Raw genomic sequence first — 13,236 nt, 5'->3', positions numbered from 1 at the left:
GCGCCCTTCGATCCCGCGCACGGCGTCCGGGCGGCCCATCCCCGGCTCTGCGCCGACTCGAAAGCCCGGCCGCTCAGTACCTCGCCACCACCGGACCCCGTTTCTCCTTCGGTGCGTCCGCCATCGCTGCCGCGAGGTCGTCGAGGTACTGGCCCACCACCGGCTCGTGCGTGAGATTGAGCATGTGGTGCAGCCCGGGCGGCTCCGTGACATGGCCGGCGACCCAGCCCCGCCGCGCGAGTCCCGAACCGATCGCTGCCATGTCGTGTTCCGGCGATCCGTATGCGAGGATGGACAACTGCGGATTGCCGAAGGTCGCAAGGCCCATTTCAGCCACGCCTTCCTGCAGCGCGCGCCGCGTGGCGAGTACGCGCTCGGCGATGCGGCAGTAGCCGGCTTCGCCGAGGTAGTTCATGACGGCCCACGCGGCGGCAATGGCACCGCCAGCGCGCGTGCCGACCAGCGTATTGGTGAAGTACTGGCCGCGCGGCCACTGGTCGAAGTACCACCCCATGCCGGCAAAGCGGTCGGCATCGCGGAAGAACAGGGTCGAGGCGCCCTTCGCCGTATAGCCATACTTGTGCAGATCGGCCGATATCGACGTCACGCCCGGCACCCGGAAATCCCAGTCGGGCAACTGCACGCCCAGTTTCTGCGCGAAGGGCGCGAAGTAGCCCCCGACGCAGGCGTCGACGTGCATCCACACATCGCGTGCGCTGGCCGCCGCCGCGATCTCGCCGATCGGATCGACCACGCCATGCGGAAAGGCCGGCGCGGAGCCGACGACCATCACCGTGTCCGAGGTGATCGCGGCGCCGATCGCCTCCGGGTCGGCCGTGAAGTCGGCACGCAGCGGTGTGCGGATGGGCGTCAACCCCATGAAGTGCGCCGCCTTGTCGAACGCCGGATGTGCGCTGGTCGCCATCACGAGTTGCGGCGTGCCCATCGACGGGTTCTGCCGTCGCGCCTGGTCGCGCGCCGCCTTCACGGCCAGAAAGATGCTCTCGGTGCCCCCGGTCGTCATCGCACCACGCGCCAGCGGGCCGCCGTGCAGCAGGCCCAGGCCCATCGCAACGACTTCGCTCTCGAAGCGCTCCAGACTGGCGAAGGCGCGCAGGCCGAGGCCGTTCTCCGAGAAGTACATCAGGTACGCCTGCTTGGCCACTTCGAGCACGTCATCGCCCGCGTAGTGGATGAACATCGGCACGCGGCCGCCACGCCAATCGACGTCGGCCTTGCCGGCCTCCTGCAGCTGCGCCTTCAGCGCCGGCCAGGCGACGCCTTCCTTGGGCAATGTGGTCATCTTCAGCCTTCCTTGCCGCCCCAATGGACGATGCGGTTTTCAAGAGCACGCGCGCACAGGTCGAGCATGTAGCCGAGCACGGCCATGACGAGTGCGCCGACGAGCACGACGTTGGTCAGCAGGAAGTCCGACGCCGACATCGCCATGTAGGCAATGCCCGCACTGGTGGCGATCATCTCGGCGCCGACGAGCATCGTCACACCCAGCCCGATGCACACACGGACGCTGGTGAAGATGCCCGGCAGGCTGGCCGGGAAGATGACGCGCCGGAAGATCATGCTGCGCGACGCGCCGAGCGCCATGGCCGCCTGGATCTTGCGGCGCCCCACCCCGCGCACCGCCTGCATCGCGCTGATCGACAGGATCGGGAACAACGCCAGCACGATGATCACCACCTTGGCCAATTCGCCGATGCCGAACCAGATGATGAGCAACGGCAGCAGCGCGAGCTTGGGCATCGGACGGCTGATTTCGATGGGCGGGTCCAGCACCGCCTTCACCGTTTCGTTCATGCCCATCCACAGGCCGAGCGGCACCGCGACCAGCACCGATACCGCGAAGGCAACGCCGAAGCGGAACAGGCTGATGCCCAGGTGAAACCACAGGCTCTTGCCCTGGTAGCCGTTCTTCACCAGCATCAGGAACGTGTCCCACACCGAACCGGGTGACGGCAGGAACAGCGGTGCGACCAGCGGCTTGCCGGCGACCGGCGTGGTCACCAGGACCCAGAGCACAAGCAGGCCGACAAAGGATGCGAGGTTGATCCACAGGGACCTTCGCGACCGCACGGAGCGCGCATTGCCGCTCATCGCTCGACCTCCTGGCGTTGGGCCGCGAGCGACTCCTCGCGCAGCAACGCGAAGATCTCGGCCTTCATGCGCGCGAACTCCACGCTCGCCACCACCGCCGGGTCTTCGCTCAGGGCGAACTGCGGCGACAGCCTGGCCTTGATGCGGCCCGGCCGCGCCGACATCACGACGATGTCGGTCGCCAGGAACAAGGCTTCCTCGATGCTGTGCGTGATCCACAGCACGGTCTTGCGCGTGCTCTGCCAGATGCGCTTGATCTCCTCCTGCAGCAGCTCGCGCGTCTGCGCATCGAGTGCGGCAAAAGGCTCGTCCATGAGCAGGATCTCGGGGTCGTTGGCCAGCGCACGCGCGATGCCCACGCGCTGCTGCATGCCACCGGAGAGTTCGTAGGGGTAGCGCCCTCCGAACGCCGAGAGACCCACCATCTCGAGGTAGCGGTCCGCGATGCGCCCAGCCTCCGCCGACGACCTGCCGGTGGCCAACGGACCGAAGGCAATGTTGTCGCGCACGTTCATCCAGGTGAAAAGCGCGCCTTGCTGGAAGACGACACCCCGGCGCGGATCGGGTCCGCGCACCGGCACGCCGTCCATCAGGGCACGGCCGGTCGTGGGCGTCTCGAAGCCGGCCAGGATGTTCAGCAAGGTGCTCTTGCCGCAGCCCGAGGGCCCGACCAGGCAGCAGAAGGCGTTCTCGGCGATGTCGAGGTCGATCGGCTCCAGGGCTTGCACCGCATCCGGGCCGGTGCCGAACCGCTTGGTCACGTTGTCGAAGCGCGCCTTGACCCCTGGCCGGCCCACGGAGGCGCCGCCGTCGGCGAGATGATGCTGCGCCATCAGGCGAGCTGGGCGACGAAGCTGCTGTCGATCAGCCCGTTCATGTCCTTCGGCAGCGCATTGATCTGCCCCGTTTCGTTCAGGAACTGGGCCTGGACCTGTAGCGTCTTGACGACCGCCGAGTTCTTCTCGCCGGGCTTGCCGAGCCATTGGCTGGTCAGCTGCTCCTTGGCCGTGACCGGATAGAAGGTATTGAGCGAGCGCATCACGGCCGCCTCGTCGACCCCGAGGAACTTGGTCATCGTGTCGACCACTTCCTTCGGGTTCTGCTTGAACGTCGCCGCGATCTGCTCGAAATCCTTCAAGAAGGCGAGCACCAGGTCGGGGTTCTTCTTCTTGAACTCGTCACGCACCAGGAAGGCATCGAACATCACCAGACCCGCAGCGGCGTTCAGGTCCCCGGTCTTGAAGAGCACGGTGCCGCCGTCTTCCAGTAGCCGGGGAATCACCGGCACCCAGATATAGCTCGCATCGATCTCGCGGCGCGTCCACGCCGAGGCGATGGTGTCTGCGCGCATGTTGATCAGGTGCACATCGTTCACGCCGAGCCCGGCCGTCTTGAACGCGGCGAGTGCCGCGAAGTGCACCGATGTATTGAACGGCAGCCCGACGCGCTTGCCCTTCAGGTCGGCCATCTTCTTGATGTTGGCGCTGTTCTGCACCACCAGCGCCTCGCTGTCGATGATGTTCTTGTAGATGTAGACCAGTGACGCCTGCACGCCGTTGGCGTACCCCACGACCATCGGGCTGGAGCCGAGGTTGCACATGTCGAGGCTGTTGCCCGCCATTGCCGAGATGACCTCGGAACCCGCGCGCACGGTGACGAACTCCACCTTCGTGCCAGGGCCGAAGGTCTTCGCCGCGAGGCCCTTGGCGCGGATGTAGTTCTGCGCGTCGATGCTGCCGAAAGTGCCCAGGTTCACCGTCCGCTGCGCTTGGCCGAAAACGGGTCCGGCCGCCATCAACGCCCCTCCAGCCATCGAGCCGACCATCATGTGGGCCGCAGTCAGACCGAAATCACGGCGGGACAAATTGAGCTTCATTGGGACCTCGCGCAAAGGACGGGAAACGAAGAACGGAGACCGACTCCGGGCTTGCGCGAAGAATAAGGCCGATTGAATATATTCTTACCAGGGTTTTTGCGGGTCCCGCCGGATTACTTCGCCGCCCTGGCGGCGGAGCTCAAGGCTTCAGGAGCCGGATCAGGAACTTCGCGCCCTCGGTGAGGTCCTCGCGAATGGCTTCTGCCAGCGCATCGCCGTCGCGCCGCCTCAGGGCGTCGATGGCCCGCAAATGCGCCTCGTGGCCCGTCAGGCCGCCACAGTACTGCGGGAACAGCAGATTCAACGTCGGGCCCACGCGGAGCAACAGACTCTCGATGATGCCCACCAGCACGCGCTCTTGAGAGGCACGATATATCGACAGATGAAAATCGGTGTTGGCGGACAGCGTCTCATGCGCCTTTCCGGCATGGATCGCCGCCAGATGCGCCGCCACCACCCGGTCCAGCCGGTCCATCTCGACATTGTCCATGCGCGCCGCAGCCGTCCGCGCCGCCATCGGTTCGAGTTCGAGACGGATCTTCAGGATCTCGCGGTAGGTCTCGACATCGAGCCGCGGGACACGAATGGTCCGTGCGTTCTCGATCGTCAGCGCCCCCTCGGCGACCAGCCGTTGAATCGCCTCGCGCACCGGCGTCAGGCTGACGCCGTATTCGTCGGCCAGGCCGCGCACCGTCAGCACCTGCTCGGGCAGCAGCCCGCCGGTCATGAGCGCATGCTGGAGACGGCGATAGGCCTGGTCGGCCAGGGTGTCCGCACGCGTGCTGGCGTCGTCGTCGGCCGGTTGGCGGGTCAGTGGGATGACGGGCATCGTTCGTGCGCGGGGGCAGCCGCGAAAGCCGGGAAAACTCGGCCTGAATATACTCTGTCCGCCTACCGCCTACCGCCTACCGCTCTCCGGCGCCCGGCCGAAGGAGCCGATGGCCCTCACTTCGGATGGGACGCCCAGCGCGGTGCCGCGAGCACGGCGAGTGCCACCGATGCGATACGCGCCAGCAACGAGTCCGAACGCGATGTCAGGACGATCGGCACGCGCGCGCCCAGCACCACGCCGGCGCATTCGCCACCGCCGATGTAGTTGAAGCTCTTGTAGAGCATGTTGCCGGCGTTCAGGTCGGGGACGACCAGCAGGTCCGCATCGCCGCTGACCTGGGAGGCCATCTTCTTGATGCGTGCCGCCTCGGCCGAGATCGCGTTATCGAAGCCGAAAGGCCCTTCCACCAGGGCGCCGGGCCAGTCGCCCCGCGCGGCCATGTCGACCAGGGCCTTGGCATCGAGCGTCGCCGGGATCGCCGGATTGATGGACTCCACCGCGGCCAGGATCCCGACCTTGGGCTGCGCGACGCCCAGCGACTGCAGCAGCTCGACCGCGTTGCCGAGGATGTCCCGCTTGGTCTTGAGATCGGGTGCGATGTTGACGACGCAATCGGCCAGGCCGAGCAGCTTGGGGTAGCGCGGCAGGTCGAACAGGAACACGTGGCTGATGCGGCGCGCGCCGCGCAGGCCGGTCTCTGCGTGGACCACCGCGGACATCAGTTCGTCGGTGTGAAGCGATCCCTTCATCAGCACGCTCACCCCACCTTCGCGGGCCAACGCCGTGGCGCGGCGCGCGGCATCCGCCTGATGCCAGCCGCTCTCCACGATCTCGAAGCGAGCGATATCGATGCCCGCCGCCTGCGCCGCTTCGACGATACCGTCGCGCGGGCCGACCAGCACCGGCACGGCAAGCGCCTCGTCGGCGATCCGCGCCGCCGCGTCGATGGCCGCGCCATCGCACGGGTAGACCAGCGCGATGCGCTGGGGCGCTGCGGCCGCGCACACCCGCGCCCGACGAATCAGCTCGTCGAGTCGGGGGTGCATCGTGGTGGCGCCGGTCTCGGTAGTCGCGAGAAGCGCTGAAGTCATGGTGCGATGACCGTCAGCGCGGGCTCAGACGTAGTCCTTGTACTTGTCGAGGAAGCGCACCGGCTTGGCCAGCGCATCGCGGCGGAACGGGTCGCCCAGCTCGCGCGTGCACATGATCTCGATGACGCAGGTCTTGCCTTCGTTCATCTGCATGTCGATGGCCTTCTTGAGGGCGGGACCCACGTCCTCCAGCTTGTCGACCACGATGCCTTCGGCCCCCATCGACCTGGCGATGCCGGCGAAGCTCTCGCTCTCCAGTTCGCCCGCGATGAAGCGACGGTTGTAGAAGTCGACCTGGTTCTTCTTCTCGGCGCCCCATTGGCGATTGTGGAAGACCACGGCCGTCACCGGGATGTCGTGGCGTACCGCCGTCATGATTTCCACCATGCTCATGCCCCAGGCACCGTCGCCGGCGTAGGCCACCGCCGGGCGATCGGGTGCGGCGCACTTGGCGCCAATCATGGTCGGCAGCGAATAGCCGCAGTTGCCGAAGCTCATCGGCGCGAAGAAGCTGCGCGGCTCCTCGAAGCGCAGGTAGCTGTTGGCCACCGCATTGATATTGCCGATGTCGGTGGAGACCATGACACGCGGTGGCATGGCCTTCTCGAGTTCGCGCAGGACCTGGCGCGGATGCAGGTAGGTGCCGCCGGTGGGCGTCTTCTCGCCCTTGGCTTCCTCGATGACGTCCAGGCTGTACGGGTCGCGCTCGTGGGTCCACTCGTCCAACTCCTTTTCCCAGGCGTCCTTCTCGGCCTTGATCGTCGCGGCCCGTTCGGCCTTCGTCGCATCGCAGGCGAGCGTCCTTTCCTTGATCAGCGCGAGCAGTGCCTTGGCCGTGGCCTTGGCATCGCCGTGGATGCCGACGGTGATCTTCTTCACCAGGCCGAGGTTGGTGTGGTCCGCCTCCACCTGGATGATCTTCGCGTCTTTGGGCCAGTAGTCCATGCCGTGCTGCGGCAAGGTGCCGAAGGGGCCCATGCGCGAACCGAGCGCGATCACCACGTCGGCCTGGGCGATGAGCTTCATCGCCGCCTTCGAGCCCTGGTACCCCAGCGGGCCCGCCCACAACGGGTGGCTGGCGGGGAACGAGTCGTTGCGCAGGTAGCCGTTGGCCACCGGCGAACCCAGGCGCTCGGCCAGGGCCTTGCACTCCTCCACCGCGTCGCCCATCACCACGCCACCGCCCGAGAGGATGACCGGAAACTTGGCCGACGTCAGCAGCTCGGCCGCGGCCTTCAGGCTGTTTTCGCCGCCCGCGCTGCGCTCGACTCTCATCGGCTTCGGAATCTCGCACTGGATTTCGCCGTAGAAGTAGTCACGCGGAATGTTGAGCTGTGTCGGGCCCATCTCGGAAATGGCGCGGTCGAAACAGCGCGCGGTGAACTCGGCCATCCGCTTGGGATTCACCACATGACCCTGGTACTTGGTGAACTCCTGGAACATCGGGAGCTGGTTGGCTTCCTGGAAGCCGCCGAGGCCCATGCCCATGGTGCCGGTCTCGGGCGTGATCATCACGACCGGGCTGTGCGCCCAGTAAGCGGCGGCCACGGCCGTCACGCAGTTGCTGATGCCCGGGCCGTTCTGGCCGATCACCACGCCATGGCGGCCCGACACGCGCGCATAGCCGTCGGCCATGTGCGCGCCCCCCTGCTCGTGCACCACCGGGATCAGGCGGATGCCCGCGGGCGCGAAGATATCCATGGCGTCCATGAAGGCCGAGCCCATGATGCCGAACATGTCGGTCACACCCTGCGCGACCATCGTCTCGACGAAGGCTTCGGACGGGGTCATCTTCTGTACGCCGCTGACAACGGAGCGTGCATCGGCGGGGGCTTGTTTCGTCATGTGTCTTGCTTCCTTCGAAGGTCGGGCATCGACCGGTTTCACAAATCGGAACACTCTGTTCCGATTACTGTGGCGGCGAATATAGGACGGCGCAGCGCTCGCGTCAAACATTTTTCAAAAATCGGAACGCCGCGTACTGTTTTTTCTAAACTGACTATGATCGCGAACCATGAACATCGTCAATATTTCGGACGCGGGCGCGCCCACCACCCCGGCCGACACGGGGGCCGACACACCTGCCATGCGACTGTTCGCGCTGCTTGAAACGATCGCCGCGAAAGACCAGCCTTATTCGCTACAGGGCCTCGTCGCCCAGACCGGGCTGCCCAAGCCGACACTTCACCGGATGCTCCAGCAGCTGGAAGCCGGCGGCCTGCTGCAGCGCGAGGTGGCCGGGCGCCACTACTACGTCATGGGCACGCGGCTGCGGCGGCTGGCCGAGAACCTGTTGCTCAACGACAGCCTGCATGGCGCGCGGCACGCCGTGCTGCGCCACCTGGTCGAAGAGGTGGGCGAGAGCTGCAACATCACCGCCCTTTCCGGCAGCGAGGTGGTGTACCTCGACCGCGTCGAGACGGCGGCGCCCTTGCGCTTCTACCTGCACCCTGGCTCGCGCGTGCCGGTGCACTGCTCGGCCAGCGGGAAGATCTTCCTGGCGCAGATGGACGCAGCAAAGCGCCGCCGCCTTCTTGCCAACGCGCAGCTCGACGCCTACACACCCAAGACGCTGACGGAACTGGCGCAGATCGAGCGCGAGATCGCCAAGGTGCGCAAGGACGGTTTCGCCATCGACAACGAGGAGTTCTTGCCCGGCCTGCTGTGCATCGCTGCGCTGGTTCCCGGCGGCAGCGGTCCGTCGAACCTGTGCGTCGCCGTGCAGGCGCCCGTGATGCGGCTGGACTTGTCCAAGGCGAAGGCGCTGATGCCTGCGCTGCAGCGGGCAGCCAAGGCGCTGAGCCGCATCGCCGCCGACGCCTACCCTGAAAGTCAGGCACACGCCTAGTCGCCGTCGACACACCGACGACATCACCACGAGACCACCCCGTGACCGACATCACCGCCCTCCGACCCCAACGCCTGCTGAGCGTGCGCGAGACCTTCGGCATCGACAGCAACATGAAAGTGCCCGCTTTCAGCGAACGCGACGAGCACGTGCCCGAGATCGACAGCGTCTATCGGTTCAACCCCGACGTCACGCTCGCGATCCTCGCCGGCTTCATGCGCGATCGGCGCGTGATGGTGCAGGGGCTCCACGGCACCGGCAAGTCGACGCACATCGAACAGGTGGCCGCGCGGCTGAACTGGCCTTGCGTTCGCCTCAACCTCGACGGCCACATCAGCCGGCTCGACCTGGTCGGCAAGGATGCGGTCGTGCTGCGGGACGGCCAGCAGGTGACCGAGTTCCAGGAAGGGATCGTGCCGTGGGCGCTGCAGCGGCCGGTGGCATTGATCTTCGACGAGTACGACGCGGGGCGGCCCGACGTGATGTTCGTGATCCAGCGCATCCTCGAGCGCGACGGCCAGTTCACGCTGATGGACCAGAACCGCGTGTTGCGGCCCCACGCCTTCTTCCGCCTGTTCGCCACTGCCAACACGGTGGGCCTGGGCAACCTGAACGGGCTGTATCACGGCGCCCAGCGCCTGAACCATGCGCAGATCGATCGCTGGAACATCGTCGCCTCGCTGGACTACCTGGCCGCCGACGAAGAAGTGGCGATCGTGCAGGCGCGGGTCCCTTCGCTCGCCGATGACGCCGGCGGCGCCATGGTGCGCTCGATGGTGGCGGTGGCCGACCTCACCCGCAAGGGCTTCGAAGCGGGCGACCTCTCGACCTTGATGTCGCCGCGTACCGTCATCACCTGGGCGGAGAACGTCGAGATCTTCAAGGATCCGGCGCTCGCCTTCCGGCTGTCCTTCGTCAACAAATGCGACGAGGCCGAGCGCCCCCTGGTCGCGGAATACTTCCAGCGCTGCTTCGACCTGGAGCTGAAGGAATCGCATCGGCTTTCCGTTTCCTGATGCGCCAGTCATGAGCGAACCGCAGCGACGCATCCGCCGGGAACAGAAGGTCGCCGAACTGTGCGCGGCGGTGGTGCGGGCACTGAGCGGCGAGCGCGAGCTGCATTTCCGCGGCCCTCGCTTGCACCGCGGCCGCAACGCGCTGCCGTGGTTCGCGCCGCATCTGCATCCATCGTCCGAGACCGACGACTTCGCCTCCTTCCGCGGGGTCTCCGACGGCCTGGCGCTGCGCCTGCTCCACTCGGATGCGGTGCTGCACGAGCGGCTCAAACCGGAGGCATCGATCGAGCGCTTCGTCTTCGACATGCTGGAGCAGTTCCGCGTCGAGGCGCTGGCGCCCGACGCGATGCCGGGCATGCAGCACAACCTGCGGCACAGGCATGAGTGTTGGTCGCTGGCCTTTCTCCAATCCGGCACGACGGACACCGCGCGCGGACTGCTCGTCTACGCGGTGGCGCAAATCTGCCGTGCGCGCGTCACTGCGCAGCAGGTCGTGGAAGCCACCGAGGACATGATCGAAGCCACGCGCTTCGGCCTCTCGTCGCTGATCGGACACGCGCTTGCCGGCCTTCGCCGCGATCGCCACGATCAGGCAGCCTACGCCGTGCATGCGCGCGACATCGCCCGCACGGTCGCCGGGCTGGTCAAGGACGCGGGCGACGACGACGCCGACCCGCGCGCCACCGTGGCCGGCGACAAGCGCAGTCTTTTCAGCCTTGTCGAGGACATGGACGAGGAGATCAGCGAGCACGCCACCAGCCCGGCGTCGGGCCGCAGTGCGGTGCTCGACGATGCGGCGGGCGCCTACCGCGTGTTCAGCACCGCCTATGACGGCGAACATGAAGGCGCCACCTTGGCCCGCAGGGAAGTCTTGGCACTCCACCGCGAGCAGCTCGATCGCCGCATCGCCGGCCAGGGCGTGAATGTGGCGCGGTTGGCGCGCGAACTCCGGTCACTGCTCGCAAAGCCCATGCGCGACGGCTGGGCCGGCGGGCAGGAGGAAGGACACATCGACGGCCGGCGCCTGGCGCAGCTGATCGCCTCGCCCACCGAACGCCGCCTGTTCCGCCATGAACGCCAGGAACCGGTGGCCGACTGCGCCGTCAGTTTTCTCATCGACTGCTCGGGCTCGATGAAGCAGTACGCCGAATCGGTCGCGATGCTTGTGGACGTGTTCGCACGCGCGCTCGAGCAGGCCGGCGTGACGAGCGAGATCCTCGGCTACACCACCGGCGCATGGAACGGCGGCCGGGCCCGCCGCGATTGGCAACGCTGCGGGAGGCCGCCGCATCCGGGCCGGCTCAACGAACGCTCCCATCTGGTCTTCAAGGGCGCCGAAACACCGTGGCGCCGCGCACGACCCGGCATCGCCGCCCTGTTGAAGGCCGATCTGTTCCGGGAAGGCATCGACGGCGAAGCGGTCGACTGGGCATGCCAGCGGCTGCTCGCGCGCAGCGAGGAAGGGAAATTGCTCCTGGTGATCTCCGACGGCTCACCGATGGACAGCGCCACCGAGCTCGCCAACGACGCCCACTACCTCGAGCACCATCTGCGCGACGTGGTCGCGCGGCACGAGCAGCTTGGCCGCGTCGCCATTGCCGGCGTCGGCGTCGGGCTCGATTTGAGCCCCTACTACAGCCACAGCCACATGATCGACATTGCCGCGTCGACCGGCAATACGGTGTTCGCGGAGTTGCTGGGGCTGATCGCCCGGCTGCGGCGCCCGCGTCGCGCGTCAGGCGCGTCGCTGGGGCCCGCGCATCAGCTTGCCCGGTAGCGCACCGGTGCGTGCACCGTTTTCCATGATGGTCACCCCCGCCTTGAGCGTCGCGCGGTAGCCCTCTGCGGTCTGCACCAGCCGGCGCCCCCCCGCAGGCAGGTCGAAGGCGACGTAGGGCGGCGGAATCCGAAGGCGATCGAAATCGATGATGTTCACGTCCGCCAGATAGCCGGGCTGCAACAGGCCCCGGTCTTCCAGGCCGTAGATGCGCGCAGTGTCCCTGGTCTGACGCTGCACCATCAATTCGAGCGGCAGCGTCGGGCCGCGGCTGCGGTCGCGCGCCCAGTGGGTGAGCATGTAGGTCGGCATGCTCACATCGCAGATGTAGCCGCAGTGCGCGCCCCCGTCGGCCAGGCTCATCATCGTGCGAGGATGCTGCAGCTCGGTGTGCAACTGGCTCAAGTCGTTGTAGGCGTAGTTGAAGCTCGGGAAGTAGATGATTCCCTTGCCGTCGAGATCCATCAGCATGTCGTAGGCCACTTCCAGCGGCGTACGACCATCGCGCTGCGAGATGGACGCGATGCTCTTCTCCTGCGGCGGCTCGTAGTCGGGCTCGGCGCCCAGCGCGTACATCTTGTGGAAGCTCTGCGTCAGGTAGGCGGTGCGCGTATCGTATTGCGCCGATCCCATCAGCGCCGCCATGTCGGTGAGTTGCGCGCGCACCGCCGGATCGCGCAGGCGCGCCAGTTTCTCGGCCCAAGGCAGCGGTGCGATCAGATGCCACAAGGGGTGCGACATGAACGGGTGCGTCGAGCCCTGCCACGCCATCAGGATGCCGGCCGGCCGGCCGGCCACCGCACCGTAGAGCGGCACGTTTTCCTTGTGCGTCTCGTCGAGCGCGGCAAGCAATCGCTTCCAGGTGTCGGGCGTCTGGTCCGTCTGCACCAGTGCAAAGGCGACGGGCAGGTTGTTGTCGCGCGCGAGCTGCGTCATCCAGGGCAACTCGATTTCCATCTGGTAGTGATTCGACGTCATCTGGAACACGCCATGGCCCACTTCCCCGAGCGCGCGGGCAATGCCGAGGATCTCGTCGGGCGAGGCGAAGGTGCCCGGCGGGTACTTGCGCTCCTGGTACTTGTGGATGATGGTGCGGCTGGTCGAAAAGCCCAGCGCGCCGGCGCGCATGCCCTCGCGCACCAGTTTCACCATGGCCTGGATGTCGGCCGGCGTCGCCTCGTCATGGGTGATGCCGCGCTCGCCCATGACATAGGTGCGCAGCGCCGAATGCGGAATCTGCGCGCCGACGTCGAGCGCGCGCGGCATGCGCTCCAGCGCGTCGAGGTACTCGGGAAAGCTCTCCCATTGCCAGTCGATTCCTTCGGCCAGCACAGTGCCGGGGATGTCCTCGACCCCCTCCATCACGCTGATGAGCCAGTCGCGCTTGTCCGGATGCACGGGCGCGAAACCGACACCGCAGTTGCCCATCACCACACTGGTCACGCCATGGTCGGTCGAGGGGCTGAGGTACGGGTCCCAGGTGACCTGGCCGTCGTAGTGCGTATGCACGTCGACCCACCCCGGCGTGACGATGGCCCCGTCGGCGTCGATCTCCCGCTTGCCGGCACCGAGCTTTCCGCCGACCTCGGCGATGCGGCCGTCGGTGATGCCGATGTCGCCTGCGAAACGTGCTTGCCCGCTGCCGTCGACGATGGTCCCGCCGCGGATGATGGTGTCGAACATT

The 13,236-nt window shown here is 66.8% G+C and carries 11 protein-coding genes; 3 read left to right on the top strand and 8 right to left on the bottom strand.

Annotated elements, in window-relative coordinates; all coding sequences use genetic code 11:
• Positions 1 to 73: 73 nt before the first annotated feature.
• The 7 genes from AB4Z46_RS10535 to xsc all read right to left on the bottom strand — a co-directional run bounded on the left by AB4Z46_RS10535 (position 74) and on the right by xsc (position 7,756).
• Entirely contained in the window at positions 74 to 1,303 is a 1,230-nt protein-coding gene (locus AB4Z46_RS10535) for a pyridoxal phosphate-dependent decarboxylase family protein (protein WP_442283437.1), read from the bottom strand.
• A gap of 2 nt (positions 1,304 to 1,305) precedes the next feature.
• Positions 1,306 to 2,112 (bottom strand): ABC transporter permease, encoded by an 807-nt coding sequence (locus tag AB4Z46_RS10530; protein ID WP_442283436.1) that lies wholly within the window; start codon positions 2,110 to 2,112, stop codon positions 1,306 to 1,308.
• Positions 2,109 to 2,945, bottom strand: coding sequence for an ABC transporter ATP-binding protein (locus tag AB4Z46_RS10525; protein WP_442283435.1), 837 nt, complete (start codon positions 2,943 to 2,945; stop codon positions 2,109 to 2,111). The genes AB4Z46_RS10530 and AB4Z46_RS10525 overlap by 4 nt, the downstream gene beginning before the upstream one ends.
• The gene (locus tag AB4Z46_RS10520) at positions 2,945 to 3,988 is read right to left on the bottom strand and encodes a taurine ABC transporter substrate-binding protein (protein WP_442283434.1); all 1,044 of its coding nucleotides are present in this window, start codon (positions 3,986 to 3,988) and stop codon (positions 2,945 to 2,947) included. Before AB4Z46_RS10520 ends, AB4Z46_RS10525 begins: the two co-directional genes overlap by 1 nt.
• Before the next feature lie 139 nt (positions 3,989 to 4,127).
• Positions 4,128 to 4,817, bottom strand: coding sequence for a GntR family transcriptional regulator (locus tag AB4Z46_RS10515; RefSeq protein WP_442283433.1), 690 nt, complete (start codon positions 4,815 to 4,817; stop codon positions 4,128 to 4,130).
• 116 nt (positions 4,818 to 4,933) lie between these two features.
• Positions 4,934 to 5,911 (bottom strand): bifunctional enoyl-CoA hydratase/phosphate acetyltransferase, encoded by a 978-nt coding sequence (locus AB4Z46_RS10510; protein ID WP_442283432.1) that lies wholly within the window; start codon positions 5,909 to 5,911, stop codon positions 4,934 to 4,936.
• 24 nt (positions 5,912 to 5,935) lie between these two features.
• Positions 5,936 to 7,756, bottom strand: a complete 1,821-nt coding sequence (gene xsc, locus AB4Z46_RS10505; RefSeq protein WP_442283431.1) for a sulfoacetaldehyde acetyltransferase — start codon at positions 7,754 to 7,756, stop codon at positions 5,936 to 5,938.
• A 169-nt stretch (positions 7,757 to 7,925) separates the two neighbouring features.
• Between xsc and AB4Z46_RS10500 the strand changes: the two genes are divergently transcribed.
• The 3 genes from AB4Z46_RS10500 to AB4Z46_RS10490 are packed head-to-tail and all read left to right on the top strand — an operon-like array spanning position 7,926 to position 11,552.
• Positions 7,926 to 8,759 (top strand): IclR family transcriptional regulator, encoded by an 834-nt coding sequence (locus AB4Z46_RS10500; RefSeq protein ID WP_442283430.1) that lies wholly within the window; start codon positions 7,926 to 7,928, stop codon positions 8,757 to 8,759.
• 41 nt (positions 8,760 to 8,800) lie between these two features.
• Positions 8,801 to 9,775, top strand: a complete 975-nt coding sequence (locus AB4Z46_RS10495; RefSeq protein WP_442283429.1) for an AAA family ATPase — start codon at positions 8,801 to 8,803, stop codon at positions 9,773 to 9,775.
• A gap of 10 nt (positions 9,776 to 9,785) precedes the next feature.
• On the top strand, positions 9,786 to 11,552 hold the full coding sequence (locus tag AB4Z46_RS10490) for a cobaltochelatase CobT-related protein (RefSeq protein WP_442283428.1): 1,767 nt from the start codon (positions 9,786 to 9,788) through the stop codon (positions 11,550 to 11,552).
• Here the strand turns inward: AB4Z46_RS10490 and AB4Z46_RS10485 are convergent.
• Positions 11,511 to 13,235: an N-acyl-D-amino-acid deacylase family protein gene (locus tag AB4Z46_RS10485; protein WP_442283427.1), complete on the bottom strand. Its 1,725-nt coding sequence runs from the start codon at positions 13,233 to 13,235 to the stop codon at positions 11,511 to 11,513. The genes AB4Z46_RS10490 and AB4Z46_RS10485 overlap by 42 nt on opposite strands.
• Position 13,236: the final 1 nt, after the last annotated feature.

It is taken from the genome of Variovorax sp. M-6 (genome assembly GCF_052114385.1).
Taxonomy (GTDB): domain Bacteria; phylum Pseudomonadota; class Gammaproteobacteria; order Burkholderiales; family Burkholderiaceae_C; genus Variovorax.
This window is presented reverse-complemented; position numbering and strand designations above follow the sequence as displayed.